Origin of the sequence: Dyella lipolytica, from assembly GCF_030160075.1 — a bacterium.
Classification (GTDB): domain Bacteria; phylum Pseudomonadota; class Gammaproteobacteria; order Xanthomonadales; family Rhodanobacteraceae; genus Dyella_B; species Dyella_B lipolytica.
Genome location: NZ_BSNQ01000009.1, coordinates 397,798 through 421,227 on the forward strand (window position 1 = coordinate 397,798; position 23,430 = coordinate 421,227).

24 protein-coding genes are annotated in these 23,430 nt (G+C 58.8%); 11 read left to right on the forward strand and 13 right to left on the reverse strand.

What is annotated here, in order from left to right:
* Nucleotides 1-14: 14 nt before the first annotated feature.
* Nucleotides 15-857 carry an ion channel gene (locus QQL64_RS15005; protein WP_284401119.1) on the forward strand — a complete coding sequence of 281 codons (843 nt, stop codon included), beginning with the start codon at nt 15-17 and terminating at the stop codon, nt 855-857.
* Nucleotides 858-897: 40 nt separating this feature from the next.
* On the opposite strand, the gene QQL64_RS15010 is transcribed toward QQL64_RS15005, so the two are convergent.
* A complete protein-coding gene (locus QQL64_RS15010) occupies nt 898-1,272 on the reverse strand; it encodes a YciI family protein (protein WP_284401121.1) in 375 nt (124 codons plus the stop codon).
* Nucleotides 1,273-1,469: 197 nt separating this feature from the next.
* Here QQL64_RS15010 and QQL64_RS15015 point away from each other — a divergent pair, with 197 nt between their 5' ends.
* Entirely contained in the window at nt 1,470-3,668 is a 2,199-nt protein-coding gene (locus tag QQL64_RS15015) for an alpha-N-acetylglucosaminidase (RefSeq protein WP_284401123.1), read from the forward strand.
* 12 nt (nt 3,669-3,680) lie between these two features.
* Here the strand turns inward: QQL64_RS15015 and QQL64_RS15020 are convergent, their stop codons facing one another.
* The 4 genes from QQL64_RS15020 to QQL64_RS15035 form a co-directional block, all read right to left on the reverse strand.
* On the reverse strand, nt 3,681-4,904 hold the full coding sequence (locus tag QQL64_RS15020) for an ABC transporter permease (protein WP_284401125.1): 1,224 nt from the start codon (nt 4,902-4,904) through the stop codon (nt 3,681-3,683).
* Between the two features lie 10 nt (nt 4,905-4,914).
* Nucleotides 4,915-6,234, reverse strand: coding sequence for an ABC transporter permease (locus tag QQL64_RS15025; RefSeq protein WP_284401126.1), 1,320 nt, complete (start codon nt 6,232-6,234; stop codon nt 4,915-4,917).
* A 145-nt stretch (nt 6,235-6,379) separates the two neighbouring features.
* Nucleotides 6,380-7,135, reverse strand: a complete 756-nt coding sequence (locus tag QQL64_RS15030) for a LytR/AlgR family response regulator transcription factor (protein ID WP_284401127.1) — start codon at nt 7,133-7,135, stop codon at nt 6,380-6,382.
* The gene (locus tag QQL64_RS15035) at nt 7,132-8,217 is read right to left on the reverse strand and encodes a sensor histidine kinase (protein ID WP_284401129.1); all 1,086 of its coding nucleotides are present in this window, start codon (nt 8,215-8,217) and stop codon (nt 7,132-7,134) included. Before QQL64_RS15035 ends, QQL64_RS15030 begins: the two co-directional genes overlap by 4 nt.
* Before the next feature lie 286 nt (nt 8,218-8,503).
* On the opposite strand from QQL64_RS15035, the gene QQL64_RS15040 reads away from it, so the two are divergent.
* A complete protein-coding gene (locus tag QQL64_RS15040) occupies nt 8,504-9,025 on the forward strand; it encodes a nuclear transport factor 2 family protein (protein ID WP_284401130.1) in 522 nt (173 codons plus the stop codon).
* A gap of 76 nt (nt 9,026-9,101) precedes the next feature.
* Here the strand turns inward: QQL64_RS15040 and QQL64_RS15045 are convergent, their stop codons facing one another.
* Together QQL64_RS15045 and QQL64_RS15050 are read right to left on the reverse strand one after the other, a co-directional pair.
* The gene (locus QQL64_RS15045) at nt 9,102-10,706 is read right to left on the reverse strand and encodes a tetratricopeptide repeat protein (protein WP_284401132.1); all 1,605 of its coding nucleotides are present in this window, start codon (nt 10,704-10,706) and stop codon (nt 9,102-9,104) included.
* A 119-nt stretch (nt 10,707-10,825) separates the two neighbouring features.
* Nucleotides 10,826-11,527 carry an aspartate/glutamate racemase family protein gene (locus QQL64_RS15050; RefSeq protein WP_284401134.1) on the reverse strand — a complete coding sequence of 234 codons (702 nt, stop codon included), beginning with the start codon at nt 11,525-11,527 and terminating at the stop codon, nt 10,826-10,828.
* A 226-nt stretch (nt 11,528-11,753) separates the two neighbouring features.
* Between QQL64_RS15050 and QQL64_RS15055 the strand changes: the two genes are divergently transcribed.
* Together QQL64_RS15055 and QQL64_RS15060 are read left to right on the forward strand one after the other, a co-directional pair.
* On the forward strand, nt 11,754-12,359 hold the full coding sequence (locus QQL64_RS15055) for a hypothetical protein (RefSeq protein WP_284401136.1): 606 nt from the start codon (nt 11,754-11,756) through the stop codon (nt 12,357-12,359).
* Between the two features lie 285 nt (nt 12,360-12,644).
* A complete protein-coding gene (locus QQL64_RS15060) occupies nt 12,645-13,886 on the forward strand; it encodes an outer membrane beta-barrel protein (RefSeq protein WP_284401137.1) in 1,242 nt (413 codons plus the stop codon).
* Nucleotides 13,887-13,922: 36 nt separating this feature from the next.
* On the opposite strand, the gene QQL64_RS15065 is transcribed toward QQL64_RS15060, so the two are convergent.
* Nucleotides 13,923-15,011, reverse strand: a complete 1,089-nt coding sequence (locus tag QQL64_RS15065; protein ID WP_284401140.1) for a hypothetical protein — start codon at nt 15,009-15,011, stop codon at nt 13,923-13,925.
* Nucleotides 15,012-15,313: 302 nt separating this feature from the next.
* On the opposite strand from QQL64_RS15065, the gene QQL64_RS15070 reads away from it, so the two are divergent.
* Nucleotides 15,314-15,880 carry an HD domain-containing protein gene (locus tag QQL64_RS15070; RefSeq protein ID WP_284401142.1) on the forward strand — a complete coding sequence of 189 codons (567 nt, stop codon included), beginning with the start codon at nt 15,314-15,316 and terminating at the stop codon, nt 15,878-15,880.
* Here QQL64_RS15070 and QQL64_RS15075 read toward each other — a convergent pair.
* Nucleotides 15,836-16,807 carry a LysR family transcriptional regulator gene (locus tag QQL64_RS15075; protein WP_284401144.1) on the reverse strand — a complete coding sequence of 324 codons (972 nt, stop codon included), beginning with the start codon at nt 16,805-16,807 and terminating at the stop codon, nt 15,836-15,838. The genes QQL64_RS15070 and QQL64_RS15075 overlap by 45 nt on opposite strands.
* Before the next feature lie 102 nt (nt 16,808-16,909).
* On the opposite strand from QQL64_RS15075, the gene QQL64_RS15080 reads away from it, so the two are divergent.
* A complete protein-coding gene (locus QQL64_RS15080; RefSeq protein WP_425603903.1) occupies nt 16,910-17,974 on the forward strand; it encodes an alkene reductase in 1,065 nt (354 codons plus the stop codon).
* A 74-nt stretch (nt 17,975-18,048) separates the two neighbouring features.
* On the opposite strand, the gene QQL64_RS15085 is transcribed toward QQL64_RS15080, so the two are convergent.
* Nucleotides 18,049-18,582, reverse strand: coding sequence for a DUF6630 family protein (locus tag QQL64_RS15085; RefSeq protein WP_284401148.1), 534 nt, complete (start codon nt 18,580-18,582; stop codon nt 18,049-18,051).
* Between the two features lie 276 nt (nt 18,583-18,858).
* Here QQL64_RS15085 and QQL64_RS15090 point away from each other — a divergent pair, with 276 nt between their 5' ends.
* On the forward strand, nt 18,859-19,875 hold the full coding sequence (locus QQL64_RS15090; protein ID WP_284401150.1) for a hypothetical protein: 1,017 nt from the start codon (nt 18,859-18,861) through the stop codon (nt 19,873-19,875).
* Between the two features lie 44 nt (nt 19,876-19,919).
* On the opposite strand, the gene QQL64_RS15095 is transcribed toward QQL64_RS15090, so the two are convergent.
* A complete protein-coding gene (locus QQL64_RS15095) occupies nt 19,920-20,585 on the reverse strand; it encodes a glutathione S-transferase family protein (RefSeq protein ID WP_425603904.1) in 666 nt (221 codons plus the stop codon).
* 239 nt (nt 20,586-20,824) lie between these two features.
* On the opposite strand from QQL64_RS15095, the gene QQL64_RS15100 reads away from it, so the two are divergent.
* The 3 genes from QQL64_RS15100 (at nt 20,825) to QQL64_RS15110 (ending at nt 21,963) form a co-directional block, all read left to right on the forward strand.
* On the forward strand, nt 20,825-21,175 hold the full coding sequence (locus tag QQL64_RS15100) for a carboxymuconolactone decarboxylase family protein (protein WP_284401151.1): 351 nt from the start codon (nt 20,825-20,827) through the stop codon (nt 21,173-21,175).
* A 211-nt stretch (nt 21,176-21,386) separates the two neighbouring features.
* Entirely contained in the window at nt 21,387-21,635 is a 249-nt protein-coding gene (locus QQL64_RS15105; protein WP_284401156.1) for a hypothetical protein, read from the forward strand.
* Between the two features lie 139 nt (nt 21,636-21,774).
* Complete coding sequence (locus tag QQL64_RS15110) at nt 21,775-21,963, forward strand: DUF805 domain-containing protein (protein ID WP_284401158.1); 189 nt, start codon at nt 21,775-21,777, stop codon at nt 21,961-21,963.
* A 159-nt stretch (nt 21,964-22,122) separates the two neighbouring features.
* Here QQL64_RS15110 and QQL64_RS15115 read toward each other — a convergent pair whose 3' ends face one another.
* Nucleotides 22,123-22,548, reverse strand: coding sequence for a GFA family protein (locus tag QQL64_RS15115; protein WP_284401159.1), 426 nt, complete (start codon nt 22,546-22,548; stop codon nt 22,123-22,125).
* On the reverse strand, nt 22,529-23,185 hold the full coding sequence (locus QQL64_RS15120; protein ID WP_284401160.1) for a glutathione S-transferase family protein: 657 nt from the start codon (nt 23,183-23,185) through the stop codon (nt 22,529-22,531). The genes QQL64_RS15115 and QQL64_RS15120 overlap by 20 nt, the downstream gene beginning before the upstream one ends.
* Between the last annotated feature and the right edge of the window lie 245 nt (nt 23,186-23,430).

Genomic DNA, 23,430 nt, shown 5'->3' on the forward strand with positions numbered 1-23,430 from the left:
GCGGGCGATCCTTCGTGTCTGAAGGGTTGCGGGAACGCGTCTGGGATGACTTCTACCATCGCGCCCTCACCATAACCTGGCCCGCCTTTTTCGGCATTGCCAGCAGCGTGTTCCTGATGTTCAACGCCGTGTTCGCGATGATCTACCAGATCGATCCGCACGGCATTGCCAATCAGTATCCGAAGGGGTTCGCTGGAGCGTTTTTCTTCAGCGTGGAAACGCTCGCCACCGTGGGTTACGGGGACATGCATCCGCAGTCCATTTACACCCATATCGTGGCGACGGCGGAAATCATCATCGGCATGGGCAACATCGCCGTGATCACCGGACTGATCTTTGCGCGTTTCTCACGTCCGCGCGCCAAGATCATTTTCGGCAAGCACCCCGTCGTGCGCATGCTCGACGGCAAGCAGACGCTGATGATTCGTGCCGCCAATATGCGCCTGAACCTGATCGCGCAAGCGTCGGCGCAACTTCACCTGCTACGCATCCACTCCACGCCAGAGGGGTTCCAGCTGCGCCGTATCGAAGATATGAAGCTGGTGCGCGACCAACATCCCATATTCATGCTGAGCTGGGCCCTGATGCACGTGATCGACGAGCAAAGCCCGCTCTGGGGCGCCACACCCGAGAGCCTGGAGGCCAGTGAATCAGCCCTGCTGATAACCATCGAAGGTACCGACGAAACCACGTCGCAATCGATGCTGGCCCGTCATCAATGGGGCATCAAGGACGTGCGATGGAATCATCGCTACATCGACCTGGTGCGGCGGGATGAAAACGGCGTCAACGTCATCGACTACAGCATCTTCGACGAAGTGCTGCCGCTGGACGAAGAGGAGAAGCAGTCTACGTGACTCGTCCGGCCACGTTGGGGTTCGCCGTGCTCACCCCAACCTACGCCCCGACGCGCTGCCGCTCCGCATTGATATCGTGCACCGGCCGCACTTCGATGCAGCCGGTCGCCGCCCACGGAAATGTCTGGGCAATGCGCAGCGCCTCATCCATATCCGCTGCCTCGATCAGATTGAAGCCGCCGAGGTACTCGCGCGTTTCCGCAAACGGGCCATCGATGATGGTCGTGCGTTGATTGCGCACCCGTACCGTTTTGGTCTGAGAAGGTGGTTCCAGCTGCATGTAATCGAGCAGATGCCCATCCGCACGCAGCTCATCGGCATGCTTGAAGCAGCCACTCATCATCGCGTCGTACTGACCGGGCGGCAACGCATCGAGCAGCGTGTCGTCGTTATAGATCATGACCAGAAATTTCATGACGTACTCGCTCAGGTTGTTGGACGAAGCGGCAACCGGCGCAGATTAGGCCAATCGTTGGCAAAGAATCCACTGCCCATGGTCACGGTGACCGGGGATACCGCCGTTATTCTGTAGCAGGCCATGCGATGATCGGCCAGATCGGGCATGAACGACCGGTGGTGGTCGAGTCGCCTGGCGTCCGAGGATGATATCGCATGCGTCCGTATGTCCTGCTCCTGCTGTTTGCTGGCATCGGAGGGTTTCTGCCAGGTGGCGCGACGTTTGGCGCGACTTCGCCGCCCTTCGATGTCCGTCCCGAACGCGATGTCCTCCAACGGCTCATGCCACGGCAGGCTTCACAGTTCGAACTTGCCGCCTTCGACAGCGCGGATGGTCATGAGCGCTTTCGCATTTCAAACGATAGTGGCCATATCAAGGTCGAGGGCAGTACACCCAGCGCCCTGCTCTTCGGGGTGAACTGGTATCTGAAGTACGTGGCACACGTGCAAATCTCGCCCAACGGCGACCGTCTGGGCACACGCACTTTTCCTCTGCCCACCGCCGTTATCGAGAAGGAAACTCCGTACGCCTATCGCTATGCCTTGAACCAGAACGTCGACGGCTACACCGCGGCTTATTGGGATTGGCCACGCTGGCAGCGAGAGATCGACGTACTGGCGCTGTCGGGCATCAACGCCATGATCGTCGAACGCGGCATGGATACCGTGCTGTACCGAACCTTCCGCGATGTCGGTTATTCGGATGGCGAGATTCGTCGCTGGATCACTCAGCCCGCGCACCAGAACTGGCAACTGATGGGCAATATGTGCTGCTTCAACGGACCGATCAGCACCACGTTGATGCAAAAGCGTGTCGCCTCGGCGCAACAGATCGTTGCGCGCCTGCGCGAACTCGGCATCACGCCCGTGCTGCCCGGCTTCTATGGCATCGTACCGGCCGATTTCCAGAACAAGTTCCCGCATGCCCATGTCGTGCCGCAGGGCGAATGGGCAGGCTTCACCCGCCCCGGCTGGCTCGATCCGCGCGACCCGATGTTCGCGAAGCTGGCGGCGGCCTTTTACAGGCATCAACACGAACTGTTCGGCGACAGCAGCATCTACGATATGGAAGTGTTTCAGGAAGGCGGCGATTCCGGCGACGTACCCGTTCCCGAAGCCGCTCGCGATGTGCAGAACGCATTGCTGACCGCGCATCACGACGCGCGTTGGATGATGCTCGCCTGGCAAGGCAATCCGCGGCAAGACCTGCTTAGCGGCGTCGATCGCCAGCATCTGTTGATCATCGATATCGACCACGATCGCGTGCCGCGCGACGATCGCCAGAAAGATTTCCAGCACGCACCTTTCTTGTTCGGCGGCATCTGGGAATTCGGTGGCCGCACGACACTGGGTGCCAATATCGGCAACGTCACGGAGCGGCTGCAGCGACTGGGACGCACCAACGACAATATGTCCGGCACCGCATTGTTTACCGAGGGGATGGATACCAATCCCTATGCCTTCGATCTGTTCACGGAAATGGCCTGGCGCCACGAGCCCGTCGATATCGCACAGTGGACCGCCGACTATGTGAAGCGCCGTTACGGCGCGGCCGACCCGCGCGCACTGGCAGCCTGGAACGTATTGCTGAATACGGCATACGACATTCGTGTCGACAGTGTGGTTTTCAACAGCGAACGCGATGCGGCGCAGGAATCCCTGTTCGATGCGCAGCCCAGCCTCGCCGTAAACCGCGCATCGAACTGGTCGCCCGAGGCCATGCGCTACAGCGCCGAAGCTTTCAAGCAAGCCCTGCCAGACCTGCTGCAAGTAGCACCTGCACTACGCAGCAGCGCGACCTATCAGTACGACCTGGCGGACATCGCGCGCCAGACGCTGGCCAACGAAAGCCGGCTGTTGCTGCCGCAAATCAAGACCGCCTACGACAACAAGGATCGTCAACGCTTCGAAACGTTGACTCGGCGCTGGCTACAGCTGATGGACTTGCAAGACCAGTTGCTCAACAGCAACCGCGACTTCCTCCTTGGCGCATGGCTTGCGCAGGTCCAGCCCTGGGCGTCGATACCCGAGGAACGCGCACGACTCGACTATGACGCCCGCTCCATCCTCACCACCTGGGGCGACCGCAAAGCCAGCGAAAGTGCCGACCTGCACGATTACGGCAACAAGGATTGGGCCGGCCTGACTCACGATTATTACCGCTTGCGATGGCAGACCTACTTCCGTGCGCTCGGCGATGAACTGCGTACGGGCCTCCCCGCCAAGCCCATCGATTGGTTCGCCCTCGGCGACGCGTGGAACCGTGGCACACAGCACTACTCCGATCGTCCGGTTGGCGATACGTATGCGATAGCCACGCGCGTTGCCGAAGCGCTGCACCTCGGCAGGCATTAGCTCAACGTGTCGTTACACCGAGCGGGTCACCTCCGCCGGCGACAAACGGGACGCACGCAGCGCCGGCACAAACACCGCTGATTGGCCAAGTAACAACAAAGCCACTGTACCCACCACCACGTACGCCAGCGACAATCTTTCCATTTCGAATCGATCGACCAGCAGCAGGTTCAGCCCCACTGCCAGCACGGCGCCAACCATAACGCCACCGAAACTGATCAGCAGATTCTCCGTACAAAAGTAGCCGAGAATATCGCCACGCGTCGCGCCCAATGCGCGGCGTACACCGATATGCTTTCTACGCTGGCTGACCCAGAAACTGGTCAATCCCACGATGCCGGCCGCCGTGGTCGCCAGCAGCACCAAGCAAATCACGCCCATGAGAATCGCCATGCCGCGGTCGCTACGGTAAGCGGCAGCGCGTATCTGGCTGAAGGTCTGCACATCCTTAGGTCCGATCACACGTAGCGGATTGGCGGCAAACAACGCTTTCGGTGCGGCTTGCGCCACCTCGGTCAGCTCGCCTGGCCGCGCACGCACCAGATAAGTCGTACCACTCATAAGTAATCGAAAAGGCACCAGGGTGGAACGTTCGACCCACGCATCGGAAAAACTACCGATCCATGTTTGCAGGCGGTCGACCACACCGATAATCGTGCTCGGCGGTGCGTTGCCGATGCATATCGTTTTTCCCACGGCCGAATCGCCAGGAAAAAGTTTGTCAGCCAACGCCTTGGTGATGATGATCACCTTCGGCATCAAGCTGTCGCGTGCAGCCATCTGCCCGACTTCTTCGCTGCGAAAATTGCGCCCAGCGACAAGTGTGAGGCCGAGAGTAGATAGGGCGTGCTCATCGGCGAAATAAATCGCGGTCGGAGACGTCGCGCTTTTCTGATCCATCGTATAGCGCACACCCTTCGACCAACCGCCGCTGCCCAGCGGGTACGCATTGCTGGCAAATACGTCCGCCACACCTGGCGTACGCCGCAACGTTTCCAGATCGGAAGACATCAATGCCCGCGCCTGCTGCGGCGTCGGACTACCGATCCATTGATTCTGGATCATCAGTACATGGTCTTCATCTACGCCGCTCGGTCGCGACAACCGCACCACGCGCTGATGGATGATGAACAGTGAGTTGCATACGATCGCCAACGTCAGTGCGATCTGCAGCACGATCAACACCGTCCCGGCCTTGTGATGCCAGAGTGCGCGCAGGATAGGCTTTATCTGCATGAACTTCGCCTCACTGTGATTTCAGCTGCCACGAAGGCTGCACGCGCGCGGCGCGCCACGCTGGATAAATCGCGGCAACGACCGTCGCAAAAATCGATACCAGCAATGTCAACCCGATCAGACTGACATTGGTATGGGCGAGCCTTGCTATCTCCGGCTCGAACAGGAGATCCGTGCTGAGCACGCCCGCCGCCGTGAGCGCCAAGCCGAGCACGCCGCCAGCCACACCCACCATCACCGCCTCGGCGATGAACTGCCGATAGATCGCGCCGCGCGATGCCCCCAGCGCACGACGTACGCCAATCTCTCCCGCACGACGCATGATCTTGGCCAGCAACAAGCCGATCGTATTGACCAGACACACCAGCAAGAAGCCTGCCGCCACCAGTAAGGAGACTTTGGCTTCCGGGGGCACCACGCCTTCGTGATCCAGCCAATCCGTCAAATCGAACAACCCCACATGGCTAACCCAATGAAACCTGCCACTGCTCTGTTGTTGTGCCGCGTAACCACTGAGGAACTCGCTATAACGCTGCACCGCCGCCGCGTCCGGCAACTCGACCCATAGCGACACCCACACGCACTCCGATTGCAGCCACCCGTCCCAACCGGGCGCCATCGGTTTGGACGAACCGGAACAGCTGTTATTGCCATTGGTATCCATGTGCAGGTCCACCGCACGCGTAAAAGGCAAGTAGAAATCGGGCGTGTCGGCAAAACCAGAACCATTGTTGACGTCATAGAACCGCGGCTGTGGGTTCCAGTCATCGATGACACCGACGATGCGATAGTCATGACCATTTAGATCGAGCATGCGACCGACACTGTTCGCACCGCTAAACAGTTTCTGATTGAGTTGGCTGCCGATGATGATCACATTGGCGCGTTGCTGATCGTCGCTATCGTTCCAGCTACCGCCGTATGCAAAGCGCGCCTCGAACATCGGAAAGAAATCCGCGTAGGCGGCGTAACCATTCGCCGTGAAAGCCCGATGCGCACCATCCTGCGGCACCACATTGTCGACCACCGGATAGATGGCTGTCTGGCGTTTCCCTACACGGGCGCGCATCAAGGCCATGGCATCCCTATAGGTCAGGGCGTCGGGCAGATGGTTGCGGGTCGAACCATTCTGCGGGCCCAGATTGTCGATTTGCGGAACGAACAGTTGCGCCGACTTATCCGGCAGCGGATCGCCCGATACGGCGCGGAACACCGCGTACGTCGTCATCGACGCAGCCACGCCCACCCCCATGATCAGCACCATCAGCGCAGTCAGTCCCGGACTTCGCCTGAAGCTGTGCAGAGCAAGCTGGAAGTAATAACCGAGCATGGGCTGGTCGCTCCTGGGTGACCCATCCGCCATCGGGAACGTGACGGCGCCACTCATACCCTGCCGTGGCGGCAGCAAAGCCGCATCGCTTTTGTGATGGCCGGCCGATGACGGGGGTTAGCGGTCTAGGGAGCGAGGCGAGCGGTCAACGAAGCCCGAGGGCGACACGCGCAGCATTCCGGAATCGGCGACTCAGATCGAGGCGCGTACCGTCATGGAGAACGACCTCCGCGTGACCGTGGAACATCGTATGAACTTCGCGAATACGATCCATGTTCACCACGATGCTTCGATGAATACGCAAAAAATGATTCGGATCCAGCGACTCGTACAGATGCCGCAGGGTCTCGCGATGCAGATACGTGTTGCTGCCGACATGGATGCGCACATAGTTGTCATCGGCGCGAATCCAATCGATATCCGCCACGGGTATCACCATGCTCCGTTCGGCCGCCTGTACGCTGATACGCTTCGCGTAGCTTCCATGACCATCGGCCGACGCATGCCGGCGATCGATCTGCAGCCCATACCAATGCTTCCGGACCCGGTCCATAGCCTGATCGAAACGCACCTGGTCGATCGGTTTCAGCACGTAGTCGATGGCGTTGGCGTCGAAAGCCTCCAGGGCGTGCTCCGCGAATGCGGTGGTGAACACCACCATCGGCAAAGGTTCGGGCGCGTGGCCATCGCGTAGCAAAGTGAAACCGTCGCCTCCTGGCATCTGGATATCGAGAAACAACAAATCGGGCGCCAACGCGGCCATCGCCTGCATCACTTCCTGGACGTTTCCGCACTCGCCGACCACATCGATATCCGTGTGCGACGCCAGCGCCTGCCGCACCGCTACACGCGCCAGAATCTCGTCGTCGACCAGCAACGCGCGGATCTTTGGCGTCGTCATGGGCTGCACTCGACATATGGAAAGCGCAACTCCACGCGCGTGCCACCATTGGATCTGCGCGAAAGATCCATCGTTGCGGCATCGCCGAACATAGCCCGCAACCGGGCTCGGGTATTGCTCAGGCCGACACCCTCGATAGGCCCGTTTTCCGGCAAGCCGAGTCCGTCGTCCTCCACGCTCAGATGCAGATCCCCGTCGATATGTCGCGCAAAAATATGCAACTCACCGCCATCGGTCTTGGTCAGCAAGCCGTGGCGCAATGCGTTTTCCACCAGCGGCTGCAAAATTAGACTGGGCACCATGGCGTTGCCAGTGTTACCCATATCCACATGGGTCACGAGGCGATCCTGAAACCGCACCTTCTGGATACCCAGATAGGATTCGAGGAATTGCATCTCTCGCGACAAAGGCACTTGCTGAGCATGGCGTTCTTCGAGGGTCAGCCGGAGAAAGTCGCTCAGCCGCGCAATCATCAGCTTCGCCTGCGGCGGATCGGCCAGCACCAGCGCCGAAATGGCATTGAGCGTATTGAATAGAAAATGGGGCTGCAATTGCATGCGCAGCACCTGCAGTTGCGACAGCGCGAGCTTGGTCTCGAGCTGAGAATTGCGGAGGCGTTCGTCCTTCAGCGAGTTGCGCGAGGCCATACCGCGCAACACCACTAGCATGAGCCAGTAGGTAAGTAACGCCAAATGAAATTTGTAGATCGCTTCTGTGTGAAGCAGATCGGTGAAAGAGTAGACATGACCTTTCGGATTAGGGCCGCACCACCAGAAAAAAAACTGCAGCATGACCAGGCTCTGCAGAGTAGCGACCCCGATGCTGCACGGAACATGCAGCATCCAGAACCGCCGCCAATCCTGCGAACCCATGCGCCCCAGCCAAGCGACCAGCGGCGTCAAGAGCATCCAGAGATAGAAATCGATCAGGTTCCAAGACAGCGCGCGGTACCACGAAACCGGATGCCCTTCGCTGATCGACCCCAGTACCGTACTTGCCGCGTACGAGAACGCGAGCATCGTCCAGAAGCCAAACGCAAGACTGACTACTTTCAGGTTGTGTGTGCGAGCAAGTTCGGTCATTCCTCTCTCGCCTCGTCGTTGTCCGTCATGCTGGCGAAAGCTGGCATGACGGCATGTGCGTAGTGGCCGTAGTGTGCGGACTCTACCTCCCATTGGGAAGTGTCAATTCCCACCACTACGTCTTGTCGAAACTCGCGATCGTTTCGCGGCTCTAGATGGGGTTACCGCTAACCCTCCCGATCCTACCGCTTACCCCAGGCCGCAGACGTTCATCACAAAGTACATGTCTCCTCCGTGTGTGTAGCCCACCATGGGCATACATCATCTTTTCCAACAGGAATGCGCCATGGCCGCTCTCGATTATCGCCGTTCGTTGTTCGGTGCCACCGTAGCCGCTGCGCTACTGGCTTATGCTGTTTTCCTTCCGCAATCCATTGACCTGCATGCGCAAGAATCGATGTCCGCATCGGCCGACGAAACTCAATTGTCCGAAGCGGGTGTGATGGCCGTCGACAATCACTGGAGCATCGCCGAATTGACCGGCGACATGGACTATCTGAACAAGATGCTGCTTCCCGAATACCGCTCAGTGAACACTGACGGCACGGCGCACTCGAAGGCGGCCATCGTCGCGGGCGCGGCAAAGCGCAAGGGCACCGATATCGCCAAAGCGAAGCTCGAGTTTGCCACCTACCAAAAAGAACACCCGTTTGGCAGCGCCGTGGTCATTCATGGCAACACGGCGATTGTGTCTTTCTACGATCCGGCACTTGGTCCGCAAAACGGCGTCAAGTCATCGGATGTCTTCGTCTACATTGATGGTCAGTGGCATGCGATATACTCGCAGCACACCGGCGTTCATGGTTGATCGAAGGCATCTCCCGTCGTCCCGACCAGCGCGGGACGACGGGCCCTAGATAGCTGCAGCAAGCCAGGGCAACGCGTTAGCGGGCCTGCAACGCCTCCACCACACCGAGACGCTGCATGTCCTGCAGCAACAACTGCACATCGCCCATCTGTTTCGGCGTCAGCTGCCGCGAAACCTGGGCGATCAATTTGTTCCGGTTAGCGACAGTCGCGTCGCTTAGCGCAGACGAGAGGCTCACGACGTTCGTCGAATGCACGCATAACGCGTAGGTAACGACGAGGTCTTTAGTCACACCCAGCCCGTTTGCATACATCAGGCCGAGATTGAATTGCGCCGTTGGATTTTCCTGCTCGGCACCTAAGCGAAACAACGCGATGGCGCGCGCGTAATCCCGCGGCACGCTCAGGCCTTTGACATACATCATCCCAAGATTGGTCTGCGCGGTGGCGTTACCTTGATCGGCGCTTTTTTGGAACCACTCGATGGCTTGGGCATAGTCTTTGGATCTGCCTTCGCCATTGAGGTACATGGTGCCAAGATTGGCCTGCGCCTGAGCATTCCCCTGCGCCGCGGATTTGTTGTACCACGCAAAGGCATCGGCATAGCTCTGCGGCACACCGCGGCCCTTGCTATACATCGTGCCCAAGTTGACCTGAGCGCCGGAGTCATTCTGGTCCGCGGCCTTTTGGAACCACGAGAGAGCTTGAGCGTAGTCTTGTGGTACGCCGTAGCCCATGTCGTACATCTCGCCCAGATTAGATTCTGCGCTGGCATTACCCTGGTCGGCGGCCTTGCGATACCACTGCACTGACTCGCCGAAGTCCTGTGCCACACCATGGCCATGGTTGTACATGGCACCTAAGTTGTTTTGCGCGTTGGCGTTCCCTTGATTGGCGGATTCGCGATACAAGGTCACCGCTTCCGCGTAATTCTGCTGTACTCCGATGCCTTGGTCGTAGGCCCTCCCAAGGTTGTACTGCGCCCATGCGTCGCCTTGCGCGGCCGCTTCGCGATACAAGTCGGCCGCTTTCACCGGATCCTTTGGCACGCCATTGCCGTTGGCATACATCACGCCAAGATTGGTTTGTGCTTTAGTGCTGCCCTTCGCCACCGCCTGGTTGTACCAGCGCAGGGCCTGGCCATAATCCTGCGGCACGCCCAAACCGTTTTGATACATCTGCCCGAGGTTGGCTTGCGCCGTCGAGTCGCCCTTCTCCGCTGCGTTGCCAAACAGGCTGAGAGCCTGGTTATAGTCCTTCGGCACGCCCTGGCCGGTTTCATACATCAAGCCCAGGTTGTTCTGCGCAACGGTATTGCCCTGCGCAGCAGCCTTGCCGTACCAAAGGGCGGCCTGAGCAAAGTCGCGGGGCACGCCTTCACCATGCGCGTAGATAAAGCCGAGTCGGGTCTGCGCGTTGGCATCCCCTTGCGCTGCCGCAAGACCGAACCAATGCGCAGCCTGTGCTGCGTCCTGTGGCACGCCGTGACCTTGGGCGTACATCAAACCGAGGTCATATTGCGCAACTTTGTTTCCGCGCTCGGCCAGCGGCGTGAATTCCGCCACGGCAACGGCGTAATTACCCTCTTTGGCCGCAAGAACACCTTTTTGAACATCCGCAGCAATGACGACGTTGCACGCCAACAGCAACACGCCGCCAAGGCATGTACTCCATCCTTTCATGATTGTCCCCTGTTTACTGAACCACCCTGACGTCAGCGATGCGGGCTATGCAATCGCGTCACCCGCTAACCTTAGCGTATGACCGTCCCTTGATTTATGCCACAGGAAACGCTCTGCCGCTAAGTATCCGCGGTGAGCAGCGCTATTTCCGCCGCTTTACGGGCATGAATGCTGGTGGTGTCGAAAAGCGGAACCGCCGAATCGCGTTGATCGACCAACAACGCGATTTCGGTACAACCCAGAATGATGGCCTGTGCGCCGCGAGCGATGAGATCGGCCATCACGCGTCGGTACGCCTCACGCGAGTCGTCAAGGATTTTCCCCAGGCACAATTCCTCATAGATCACGCGATGGACGGTTTCGCGGGCGTGCGGTTCCGGCGTCAGCACCGTCAACCCATGCTGTCGCAGGCGATCGGCATAGAACGCCTGCTCCATGGTGAACCGGGTTCCCAGCAGGCCGACGGTGTCGAATCCTGCGGACGCAATTTCCGCAGCGGTGGCATCCACGACGTGCAGCAACGGAATGTGCACGGCAGCTTCGATCGCCGGAGCCACTTTGTGCATCGTGTTGGTGCACAAAACCAATAAATCGGCACCGGCCGATTCAAGCTTGCGCGCGGCCTCCGCCAATATATGGCCGGACGTTTCCCAGTCGCCGATGCGTTGCAGTTGCTCGATCTCATGGAAATCGACGCTGTACAGAACGATCTTTGCCGAATGCAGACCACCCAGGCGCGCCTTGACCGCCTCGTTGATAAGACGGTAGTAGGGAACGGTGGATTCCCAGCTCATGCCGCCGATAAGGCCAATTGTTTTCATCGTTCATCCTTGAAGGGTACGGGCCGTTATGGACGGCCAAGGGGCGTACATCATGCATCGCTTCACAGACCAAAAGCGACAGGAATCGTACCAAAACTGGCACAAATTGCCGTATGACTTAAGTTTTTCCGATACCTGCCGATAACCCTGTTGGACCTTGCCATCCCGAGGCCCAACGGTGAATTCAGGATCGCCTAGCCATGGCGGCCACTGCCCGGGGACCTGCATGATCAGCACTCGGCCAAACCTCGCTTATCTCAAAGCTGCCTGGGCGGCGCACGCCAGCATCAGTGCCGAGAACTGTAAGCAGAGCTACGAGGAAGCAGGCATCAGCTTCGAGCGCGTCAACCATTCCTGGATCGTCCGCAAGGACGACACCCAAGTCTCTACCATGCCACTGCGCTATACCCGGCAGGACCTGCGTATGGGCTTTCTGGGCAGGATTGAAATGGAGGCGCGCAAGGCCGCCGCCGATATCGAGGCGGTTTTGTTGCGCGATCTGGATTTGCCTGACGATCACACGATCAGCGTGGAACTTGAGCAATCCATGCGCCAACTGCGCCGCAATGGCAGTCGCGCCCTGATCATCCTGATTGGGCCGGCGATGCTCACCGACACCCCCGAACAGATCTACGTAGAAATGCATGCGTTTCTCGATGCACCCAGGGCGTGTCTCTACGCACGCCGGGGCACGGAGGACCTTCTCGCGAATGCTTCCAAACGCGAGCGCCATCCGCGAGCAACCACCTATATCGAACTTGCCCAGATGGTGGCGGCGACCCTCAATACCGCCATGAACGCGGCAGTTTCAGCAGGGCTCGCTACGTATTAAAAAATCAAACTGACACTCTTATCGCGGTAGCATCGTCGCCGTGAACGTCAACAGCGTATGCGGCGGACGGAGGCGACGATGCGTTGCGCGATGCTAATCGTGTCACTGATGGGCTTGACCGGGATATCCGGATTCGTTCCGGCCGCTGCCGATGCTGCGCAGGGAACGCCCGCGCCTTTGCAAAGCGCCCATTGTGCGCAAAGCATCTTCAAGCGCCTCGGTGCCGCGTATCGTGAAGATGCACAACCACCTGATCCGAATAGCCCCGCCCCAGCGCGAAGAGGCATGAGTGCACCCTTGGATTCGCCCGCCTTCCCATCGGCCGAGTGGCAACTGGGCGGAGCCAGCTTTCCCATTGGCGCACCGGATGAGAATTCGCAGTATCCCTTGGAAAAAGCCGTGGGATGCACGGCGCTTGGGCAATGGATGCAGAAACATCGCATCGAGGCTTTCGGATGGGTGAACGTGGCGGGAAATATCAGCAGCTCCAATTTCACCAACTTTCCGCTTTCGTACCAGGTGCGTCCGAACCGCGTCGAGTTCAATCAAGTGGTCTTCAATATTCAGCGGATCGTGGACACCGTACAAACCGATCATGTCGATTGGGGCTTCAACGTTTCCACGCTATACGGTTACGACTATCACTTCACCACGATGAAGGGAGTGTTCAGCAACCAACTACTGAACAACTCGGTGCCGAATACGCAACTTCCGGGCCACATCTATGGCATCGATCCCATGTTGTTCTACGCGGACCTTTACGTACCTTGGGTTGCCGAGGGCATGGTGATCCGGTTCGGCCGTTGGCTATCGTTGCCGGATATCGAGGCGCAGTTTTCTCCGAACAACTACCTGGTAACGCATTCCATCCTTTACACCGCCGATCCATATACCCAAATGGGTGTGTTGACGACCACACGCCTCAACGCGCAATGGACCGTGCAAGTCGGACTGCACGGTAGCGACGACACTGCGGTCTGGAATCGCAGCGCGCGACCCACGTTTCAGGCTTGCGTTCGCTGGGTGTCGTCCAGCAACAACGACATGCTGTACCCATGCATCAACAGCGTGAATGGCGACAACTACAACTACGACAACCTGCAAATGTATGTGGCGACATGGGGCCATCGTTTCAGCCAGCGCTTCCACATGCTTACCGAAGCGTATGAGATGTACGCTCGCGGCATCCCCGGCTATGGTCCGGGTGGCGCGCCGGGGATGGCCGGATCTTCACCTTTTCCGGGCACGGCTGGCGAGTTTGGCATCGTCAATTATCTGAACTTCGAGCTGGACACGAACAACATGCTGTCCTTCCGCAATGAGTTCTACAACGACGAGAAAGGGCAGCGCACGGGCTACGCCACGCGCTACAGCGAGCACACGCTTGGACTCACGCACTGGGTATCCCAAGATCTCGAGATTCGCCCCGAACTGCGCTATGACCACTCGTATGACGAAGCCGCTTTTGACAGGGGCAAACGCGACTACCAGGTTGTCGCTTTGATCGATGCCATCCTGCATTACTGATACGCAGGTCGCTGTCGTAAACGCTACCCGTGCGTGTTAGCGCTGTTGAGCATTCAGCGACTGCGATGTCTGCGCACATTGCGTGTAGTAGGTTCTGATGGTGCCTTTGATGACTGACCCGAATCCAACGACAAAGCCGTAGCGCAGGGCGTTTCTTGTATCGCTAACCCATGCCCCCAGGGTATGCGCAGCGAGCAGCTGCTCAAGTTGCGCCAGGGTGTAAGGGCGACTGATAACCAGGGCGTCGTCGACGGCATCGATCGTTTCGAGTTGTCGCGGCAGAACTTCCTGTTGATCGACCTCGAAATGCGGATAGGTTCCGTGCGCCACGATCTGTCTCGCGCGACTGGCACCGATCGTGTAGTACGCCGTGAGCGTCTGACCATTGGGACGGCATTGCAGTGTGATCTTGTTGACGCCACCGCGAACGATTTGGCTGAGAACCAGGCTAGGCACTCCGGACGACGACTCGTAGGTCGCTCTGAGCATGAGATAACCGTTGTTCGCCAGTCCCGTGGCAAGCAGCTGGTCTGAGCTCAGCCATACGATGTCGTCATGCGATGTTGCGGGCGATGTCGTAGGTGCTGGCGTGAATGGAGCAGGATTGATGCCCATGTCCTTCAAGTAGGAAAGGATGTCACCCGATGCCGGCTGCGTCTTGCCGGTCTCATTCGCGGGCGGATCTGTGACGACAAACGCGTTCAGCCCGATGCGATCGTTACCGGATGGCGCCCAGCGATAGAGTCCGCCGAGATACGCATAGGCACAGGCGCCCACGCACACGGCCGCCTTGGGTGTAGTCGGCGAACGATGCTTGAGCCTCGGCACACCCAGATGCGTCGTCATCGAGCCCGCACGAAACAGCCGGCCCAGGGCAATGCCGGCAGCAAGGTCGCCGCCCTGCGAGTTCAGATAGATGTCCGAGCCAGGCGGAATCTTCCGCGAGTCGATCAGTGCCCCAACGCGGTGGGGAGCGTCCGCATCGATAACACCGTAGAGATAAACCTGCGGCGCCTTGGCGACGGTGAGCGTCAAGCGATCATCGTTGACCTGGATGGACAGCTGGCCGTCGAGCGGCGCCTGCGAGGTTCTTCCCGCGACACCTTGGCCGTAGGCCGCGAGCATCGGACCGATGCAAGCCGCCAGCAATAACGCGAACTGTACGAAGCGCCGGCGTCCAATGACCCGGCGAAGCCTATTTTCATCAACGTTAACGGGTTGCACCGCGATGTCCGTCGTTCAAAGCGCTGAGTGTCGCTCGGATCGGATGTCCCACAGGTGAACTAGGTGAATGACTAGGCGCCGATGCTCGGGGTGCGAGGCGTCGGTCGGCTCTAGACAGGGTCATCTGAAGGCCTAAGTGTCTGTCGCGCATTTGCAATCCGTTGCCGTTTAACTAACCCGTTCCGACTAAAGCAGCGGCTGTCATGACATCCACGAAGAACGTTCAGGAACTCCTGGATCTGCTATCCGCGAAGGGCAACGATGCCTACTTCGGCGAAGAAGTCTCGGTTCTCGAACACAGCCTGCAATGCGCCCATTTTGCCGAACAATCGCACGCCAGTCCGGCCACCATAACGGCCGCCCTGCTCCACGATATCGGACACATCTTGCATGGCTTGCCGGAGGATATTGCTCGGTACGGAAAAGATGGACGGCACGAAGAGATTGGAGCGACCTATCTTTCGCATTGGTTTGACGAAGCAGTCACGGAAACGGTCCGCTTGCATGTGGCCGCCAAACGCTACCTTTGCGCAACCGATCCCAGCTACATCTCTCAGCTTTCGCCATCTTCCATCGAAAGCCTGCAAATCCAGGGCGGCTTTATGAGCCGCGAAGAAGCGAACGCCTTTGACGCATTGCCGAATGCAAAGCTTGCCGTTCAAGTACGTCGCTGGGATGACGACGCCAAGATCCCGGCATTGAAGGTGCCTGGGCTGCAGCACTATCTACCCATCTTGCGCGCCGTTTTGCGAACCCCTGTTACGCCGTAGCTGGCTTCGACGCCGATCTTCGGCAGCGAGCGACAGCTCTTGCAATCGCGTCCTGAGAAAATCGATAAACAATCGCGTTCTCGCCGGCAATAAGCGTGTTTCGGTGATGGCGTGCACTTGGACCGGCGAGAGGCTCCAATCGGGAAGCACACGGCGCAATCGACCCATCGCAACATCATCGCGGGTGAGTTCGCTATCCAGCGCAGCGATACCCACGCCTGTGACGGCAAGGGAGCGACTCAGACCGACACTGTTCATGACGAAGCGCGACTCGACCGTAACGTCGACCCTTTCATCGCCGCGATGAAATGTCCTCAGTGCGCCACGCTGTTTCGATGCGCCCTGCCCAACACACAACACATGGCGCACTAGATCATTGGGATGTTCGAGTGGCGGCGCCTGTTTGATATAGCTGGGCGCTGCGTACAGATAACGCGGTATCAACGCGATCTGCCGGGCGACCAGCGTCGACGGTGCGGTCGGTGGCGGTCCGATGCGAATGGCGAGATCGAAGGGCTCGGTTTGCAGATCGACACGTCGCGGCGTCAGATCGAATTCGAAGCCGATCAAGGGATAGGTGATGGCGAAGTCCCTAAGGATCGGAGCGAGATAGCCGGTGGCGAAGTCGACTGGCATCGAAACACGCAAGGTGCCGCTGGGTCGCTCAACCACATCGAGCAACGATTCATGCGCGACACGCGCCTCCTCGACGATGCTTTGGCAACGTTTGAAGTACACCTCGCCGGCCTCGGTGAGTTCCACCTTGCGCGTGGAGCGATGCAGCAGTCGCAGGCCGATCACTTTCTCCAGCTCCGCGATGTGCCGCGACAGCGTCGAGTTCGGCATATCCAACGCCTCCGCCGCCTTGCGGAAGCTCTTGGCCCGGGCGACCTCCACGAACAGCCGCATATAGCTCAGTAGCTCCATGGCCATTGCTCCATGAATGGATCAGTGTATTCAAATATACCTGTTTATCCTCTTGATGGAACAATGCAGTATGGCGCCACGCTTTCCCATCAGGAGTTCAACGTGAACACCCTCTTCAGCACCCTTCAAATCGGCCGCCACACCCTGCGCAACCGCCTGGTGATGGCGCCGATGACCCGCTCACGCGCCGACGACACCACCGGCGTGCCCTCCGAGCTGGCGATCGCTTATTACAGCCAGCGCGCCAACGCCGGCCTGATCATTACCGAAGGCACCTACCCCTCGCCCACCGGCAAAGGTTATGTGCGCACGCCGGGCATCCATTCCGCGGCACAGATCGAAGCCTGGAAATCCATCACCAGTGCGGTGCATGCCGAAGGCGGCCGCATCTTTCTGCAACTGATGCACACGGGCCGAATCTCACATCCCAGCATGCAACCGAATGGCGCCACGCCTGTTGCACCCTCTGCCATCCAACCGGCGGGCAAGGTGTTCACGGCGACCGGCCCGCAGGACTTCGTGATGCCGCGCGCGCTTAGGACCGATGAAGTAAGCGGTGTCGTGAATGAGTACCGCCTTGCGACGCGCAACGCACTGGAAGCGGGTTTCGACGGTGTCGAACTGCATGCCGCTTCGGGCTATTTGCCGGAGCAGTTCCTCTCCTCCAGCACCAATCAGCGCACCGACCGTTACGGCGGCTCGCTCGCCAATCGCGCGCGCTTCATTCTGGAAGTGCTCGCGGCGATGACGGAAGAAGCCGGCAGTGATCGCGTCGGCATCAAGATGTCGCCGGAAATGGGTTTCAACGACATCAGCGACGCGCACCCTCAGGAAACGTACCGTTACCTCGTGGAGCAGCTCGCCCCGCTCAAATTGGCTTACCTGCATGTGGCTCGCAATAAGAGCGAGTTCGACTATCGCGCATTGCTACGGCCGCTTTTCAAAGGCACTTACTTGCACGGCGGCGGACTGACCAAGGAAACGGCGTCCACACTGATCGCGCAGGGCGATGCGGATGCCGCAGTGTTCGGCAGCCAGTATCTGGCCAATCCTGATTTAGTGCAGCGATTCCATGCCGATGCGTCACTCAATACGCCGGACCGCGACACGTTCTACTCCCCCGGTCCGCGCGGCTACATCGACTATCCCGCATTGGCTGCGGCATAAATCGCGCCGTTCGCTTCAAGCTCGCCTACCAAGAAGGTCCGTTTCGCATCGAAGCGGACCTTGGTCCTACGAACTCAGGTGACTTCACTGCCCAGTCGCAGGTTGATGCCCAGGGCTGTCGCCAATTCGCGTAAAGGCTCGTTGTCGCGCGTCAGCGTGACCCAACCGGCGTAGCTATCGTCGTCGGTTTCACAGGCCCACAAGGTGTAACCGTGCTCATTGAGGCGGTCGTACGCGATGCCAAAGAGCGACGCCGCGTCGATATCGGCGTGGAAATCGTCGTCATCCGGATCGCCGCCCCAGTCGATCGATATATTCCAGCGCGAGGACAGTTCGTCGATGGCTTGCACTAGCGCATGCGTGTCCTGGGCGTCGATACGGAAGCCCGATCGCCAGTCGATGATTCGTCGAATCACCCCGATGGGTTCAACGTCATGCTCATCGGCATGGACCACCGCATCTCGGTATTCCGCAAACTGCTGCAATGCCATCTCTTGGTCGCCGGGATTGATCAGTAGCAACAGCTGCCAGACCCGAGCTTCCACGGAGTCGTCGTCGCTCTCGTCGAAGCCGTCGTCGGCATCGAAGTCGTCATCGGTTGGGTTCACGGCAGGCTCTCAGTATCGATGGAACGCATCTTAGTCAATCCATCCAAGGCACCGACTCCAGCGCGTGGCTGCCGACCGTCCTCTTTGCGAGGTGTTGGCATGCTTGCTCGACGCGGTGGGTGATCTAGCATAATTTTCATGCACGAATCATGCCCCAATAACGACAAAATAGTTACATATTGTCGAAGTTTTGAACTGCAGCACACTTCGCGAACATAAAAACGATCATCGTATGCGCCACAACTTATTTCACCAGCATCGACACAGGGGGGCCTCATGATCGAGCTGGAAATTCAGGCCCTTGCGGTGAGTCGCGAGGGTCTTCTGATTGACATCGGTCGATGCGTCGTCGCGAGCGGATATACCCTGCAGCGTCAACGTCTGACGCAGGACGACCATGGTGTGCTGATGACGATGGTCGTGCGCGGCCCCTCGCGCAAACAGCGCACGCTCGAAGACGCGCTGGAAGCGCATGAACGCATCGTCAGTTTCGACGTCTCGCCGTTTGTGGAAGGCGCGCCGAAACCGCATTTCGCAGCATCGCCCCCCGCCCCGGTGATTCGACAACCTATCGCCCAGGCGCCGAAGACGGCTATCGCCGCCGCGCCGGTTGTCGCGCCTGCGCCGGTTGTCGCGCCTGCGCCGGCAGTCGATAAGCCAGCAGTCGACAAGCCCGTAGTCGATAAACCGAAAGCACCCGAGCTCGCCGCGGCACCGGCGATTAACGCCGTACCCGAACGGCAACCGGAGCCCGAGCCTGAATTCGAATTCTTCATCGCACCCCGGCCGGCGCCCGCACCCGCACCTGCGCCAGTTGTGCTCGAACCGTTTGTCGAAGTGATCCCGCTGGGCCCGGACGTAGCAGCCGTCGAAAAAGTAGTGCCGAAGTTGACCAACAGCTATCCGGAAGTTTTTCCGCGACTGCTAACGCTGGAAAACGAGGTGGTCGATGCCGCGCGAGAATCGTCGCTGATGCTGGCGGGACAGCGCACCGGCACCTGGGTATTCGAACGCGATTACGCCAACAGCGCCAAACTCGATTTGCGCGATGCGATCGAACGCATCGGCATCCCCGCGCTGCGTGCGCTGGTCGACGTCGAAAACAAAGGCGAGCAGGTACATATCCACAACAGCCCGCTATGCACGAAGGATGGTCACTCCGGCTGCACATTTTTCGCGGGCTATCTGGAGGGGCTACTCAGCCCCGCCGTTGTATCGAACGAACTATCGATTTTCGCCGTGTGTTGCCGCAGCTGGGGCGCGGGTGAATGCATATTGGCACTCTCGGGTTGAGCGAGTCGCCGGCAGTGCAAACGGCATCGGGTAGCGTTTTCGAATCAGTCGCGATCAGGGGCTCCTAGCGGGAACAAGGGGCGATAGGGCCTCGCCTCGTCCACCGCACGGGCAAACGACGGTCGCGCCAGCAGCCGTTGTCGATACGCGATCACGTTGGCGAAGGACGGATCGATGCGATGCGTCCAGTCCGCATAAAACAGGAACGGCGCAGCGCCGCAATCAGCCAGACTGAAGCTGTCGCCCGCCGCCCATTCGCGATGGGCCATGGTCTTGTCGAGCCATGCGTAGGCCGTATCGAGCATGGCGCGTGCATCTGCGACACCACGTGCGTCGCGCTCCGTTTCGGGCCGCAATGCGTCGAACACGATCTTTTGTTGTGGCGTAGAGATGTAGTTGTCGAAAAAGCGATCCATGAATCGCACCCGGAGCGCCACACTGGCATCCGCGGGAAGCAGCGACACTGGCCCCGGATGATGCAGACCCAGATGCTCGATGATGATGCTGGCCTCCATGATCGTGCGATCGGCATCGACCAGGACGGGCATGCGTTTCACCGGCCATAGTGCGGCGAACTCCGTCATGATCTCTGCGTCGTCGTAGGCCAGCTTGCGCCACTCGAACGGCGTGCCGTTTTCATAGAGCGCCACCAGCACCTTCTGGCAGTACGAGGAAAACGGGTGTGCGTAGAGCTTCAGCGTCATTGTCATGTCCTTCCAGTTAGCGTCAGGGAGGGGCAACCAGCTGCCCACTCTCTGACGACGAACCGAACCAAGAGAAATCGACCCGCCCGACTATGTTCATGCAGCCGGCTGGCGCGCCTTTTGCTTCTGTCGCTTGTTGCGGTGGCGGGGACCCCTTCCCCGAGTCCTCCCGGCTGGGAGCATCATTAAACGCTCCAGCCGGGCGCGGTGCCCGGCTGCAGCCCCAAACGGTCAGGAGACATCCCATGATGGATTGGCTGGATTACCGCAAGCAGTTGATGGGTCGCATCGGCGAGATCGGCAAGCTCAGTCCGGATACGGTCGCCGGATACCAGACTTTATCCAAGGCAGGACAGAAGACAGGGCATCTGGATGCCAAGACGCGTGAGCTGATCGCATTGGCCATCGCGGTCACCACACGTTGCGATGGTTGCATCACCGTACACACCGGCGAAGCGTTGAAGCACGGCGCCAGCCACGAAGAAATCGCCGAGGCGCTGGGTGTTGCCATTGCGCTCAACGCAGGCGCAGCGCTGGTGTACTCGGCCCGTGTCATGGACGCAGTCAGTGCTCACGAAGCAGGCCAAGCGGCGTGAATACCACGTATACGGTGCCGCACCGTTGTTGCGGCACCGTATGCGGGATGGCCACTTAAAAAATGAGGAAAGATGACTCTGCCCCCCGTTTCTAGACCCCCATTTCTCCCCTTTGCCGTCATGCCCATTTCAAAATCGGGCCCGTCATACGTCGTAGCCAATACCACGGGGCTTATCCCGCGACCTGGCCACCACCGAAGGGAGTGACGACGTGCTTCTGACCCCCGAAGAAATCGAGCTGCGGCTAGCGGAACTGAGTCGCTCGATGCCGCGCCTGCTTAAGGACAATCACGGCACCGAATTCTGGATCGAATTTATGGAACGCGCCGACGCGATCAAAGACCGCGTATCGCTCGATCATTTTGATTGGGTGACGGAAAGGATCTACGAAGTACTCGTGAATTACGGCATATCGCCGCCGTCGCGTTGGATACTCGGCCCTTTGTCCAACATCCGTTGAGGTGTGCTGCGTCGTGAGCTGACGCGTACAGTGGCTGGATAGCGTCAAGAAGAAATCAAACGAATAAGGGTGGCTGAATGCCGTCCTTTTTTGTGGCGTAAGCTATGGCCCACTCCAATGGGGAGTAAAGGGGCAACTTATGCATATGCATCCATTCTTTGGGTTGATCGCAGGCATCCTGGCAGTGATTCCGGCCTGGAAGATTGTTTCCAAGGCTGGCTACAACGGCGCATGGGCACTTTTACTGTTCATCCCGCTCGTCAACATCATCATGATGTACGTCTTCGCGTTCAATGTCTGGCCGATCGAGCGGGCACGTACGCCGTAATCGCCAGTAACAGTAACAAGCCAGGTCACATACCGGGCTGCATTTTCAACGCATGCCGGCAAACAGGCGAGCGTAGATAATCAACAGATAAACGGGGTCAGATGGTGCTTTTAAAAGCCCACCTGACCCCGTTTTTCGTAACGCTCATCAAAGAGTTCGTCAGGGAAGCTCCTGATGCTGTGGAAGGTCGTCGTTGATCGTGTACCACGGCGCCTTTGAGCCGACAAAAATGTGTGCGGTCGGCTGTATCGATGGCGCATCGACCAGCGTGCCCAAGGTGACGTGCACGTATTGCCCATCGCGAACCACCGAATAAAGATAAGCTCCGCACCGTTTACAGCGCGCGTCATGCCCATTTTCATCGCCAAAAATCAAAAGCGCCTCGTCGCCCTCGATGACTCTGAATTTGCTTCGTTCGATACCTGCAAAAGGCTTGAAGGCGGAACCGGTCGCTTTTCGACATTGAGAGCAGTAACAGTTCAGCGCATAGAGGAAGCTATCCTCCACGCGGTAACGGACGTCGCCACATAAACACTCGCCCGAAAGCATCCGGCTCGAACTCGTTTCATGAAGGCTCATGTTCATACTTTTTTCCCTCGAGCCATGCCTTCCTGGAGTGACATGTTTCCATAGCGCGCTTGTAGCCTTCGCGTGCGCGGACGCGAGCCATATAAGACTGCTCTACCTCGCCAAAGGTGATGCCTCCACTTGTTTTGGCCAACTCCAGGGCGTAGGTCACCGAAATGTCGGCGGCGGTGAACGTCTCGCCGGCAAGATAGGGCGTGCGTGCAAGCTGCCGCGTCACCAGCGTTAGCCGGCTCTCGAAAACGCTTAGCGCTTGGGCAGCGCTCCAGTTTTGCCGCTCGGACTCCGGCGCAAAATTGCGGGCACCAACGACGAAGTAGATGGAAGCCGCGAGGCCGGCTTCACCGAGGTGGAGGAACTGCTGGTAAGCGGGGAAAGCAGGATCGTGTGGGTCGGGCGCGAGCGATGTCGGTCCGTAGCGAGCCATCAGGTATTCCATGATCGCAATGGACTCGACCATCGTGACGTCGCCGTCCTGAATCGCCGGAATGAAACCGGCAGGGTTGATGGCCAGGAACTCCGCATCTTTCTCGACGCCGGCCAGAAGGTCCACCGGCCTCAGCCGGTACGCGAGCCCCATCTCCTCCAGCAGCCATACGACCCGGAAACCTCTTCCTTCACCAAATACAGTGATCATCTTTCGACATCCTTCTTTGATTCGGCCTTATCGACCCCCATCGAAAAGACGAACGGGAATGTCGAAAATCGACATCGTCGGCAGGATCTGCATTAGAGCTGGCACAAACGTTTGCTCCATGAGTTTCTGACTCGTTGCCAGAACGATAGCCATGGAGCAGATCAATGCGATCGGCGGTCTATTCCCAAGTCCTCCCAGTGACTTGGGCCATTAAACCCTCATTGTTACGAGCCTCTCAATGTCCG

Bases quoted from the DNA above. Each gene is read 5' to 3' on its own strand.
- QQL64_RS15030 (WP_284401127.1), bottom strand. From the start codon at position 7,135: ATGACGACGCCAAAGATCCGCGCGTTGCTGGTCGACGACGAGATTCTG.
- QQL64_RS15040 (WP_284401130.1), top strand. From the start codon at position 8,504: ATGGCCGCTCTCGATTATCGCCGTTCGTTGTTCGGTGCCACCGTAGCC.
- QQL64_RS15090 (WP_284401150.1), top strand. From the start codon at position 18,859: ATGATCGAGCTGGAAATTCAGGCCCTTGCGGTGAGTCGCGAGGGTCTT.
- QQL64_RS15110 (WP_284401158.1), top strand. From the start codon at position 21,775: ATGCATATGCATCCATTCTTTGGGTTGATCGCAGGCATCCTGGCAGTG.
- QQL64_RS15115 (WP_284401159.1), bottom strand. From the start codon at position 22,548: ATGAACATGAGCCTTCATGAAACGAGTTCGAGCCGGATGCTTTCGGGC.
- QQL64_RS15010 (WP_284401121.1), bottom strand. From the start codon at position 1,272: ATGAAATTTCTGGTCATGATCTATAACGACGACACGCTGCTCGATGCG.
- QQL64_RS15060 (WP_284401137.1), top strand. From the start codon at position 12,645: ATGAGTGCACCCTTGGATTCGCCCGCCTTCCCATCGGCCGAGTGGCAA.
- QQL64_RS15015 (WP_284401123.1), top strand. From the start codon at position 1,470: ATGCGTCCGTATGTCCTGCTCCTGCTGTTTGCTGGCATCGGAGGGTTT.
- QQL64_RS15100 (WP_284401151.1), top strand. From the start codon at position 20,825: ATGATGGATTGGCTGGATTACCGCAAGCAGTTGATGGGTCGCATCGGC.
- QQL64_RS15065 (WP_284401140.1), bottom strand. From the start codon at position 15,011: ATGCTCGCGGCCTACGGCCAAGGTGTCGCGGGAAGAACCTCGCAGGCG.
- QQL64_RS15025 (WP_284401126.1), bottom strand. From the start codon at position 6,234: ATGCTCGGTTATTACTTCCAGCTTGCTCTGCACAGCTTCAGGCGAAGT.
- QQL64_RS15020 (WP_284401125.1), bottom strand. From the start codon at position 4,904: ATGCAGATAAAGCCTATCCTGCGCGCACTCTGGCATCACAAGGCCGGG.
- QQL64_RS15035 (WP_284401129.1), bottom strand. From the start codon at position 8,217: ATGACCGAACTTGCTCGCACACACAACCTGAAAGTAGTCAGTCTTGCG.
- QQL64_RS15075 (WP_284401144.1), bottom strand. From the start codon at position 16,807: ATGGAGCTACTGAGCTATATGCGGCTGTTCGTGGAGGTCGCCCGGGCC.
- QQL64_RS15050 (WP_284401134.1), bottom strand. From the start codon at position 11,527: ATGAAAACAATTGGCCTTATCGGCGGCATGAGCTGGGAATCCACCGTT.
- QQL64_RS15120 (WP_284401160.1), bottom strand. From the start codon at position 23,185: ATGATCACTGTATTTGGTGAAGGAAGAGGTTTCCGGGTCGTATGGCTG.
- QQL64_RS15045 (WP_284401132.1), bottom strand. From the start codon at position 10,706: ATGAAAGGATGGAGTACATGCCTTGGCGGCGTGTTGCTGTTGGCGTGC.
- QQL64_RS15070 (WP_284401142.1), top strand. From the start codon at position 15,314: ATGACATCCACGAAGAACGTTCAGGAACTCCTGGATCTGCTATCCGCG.
- QQL64_RS15095 (WP_425603904.1), bottom strand. From the start codon at position 20,585: ATGACAATGACGCTGAAGCTCTACGCACACCCGTTTTCCTCGTACTGC.
- QQL64_RS15055 (WP_284401136.1), top strand. From the start codon at position 11,754: ATGATCAGCACTCGGCCAAACCTCGCTTATCTCAAAGCTGCCTGGGCG.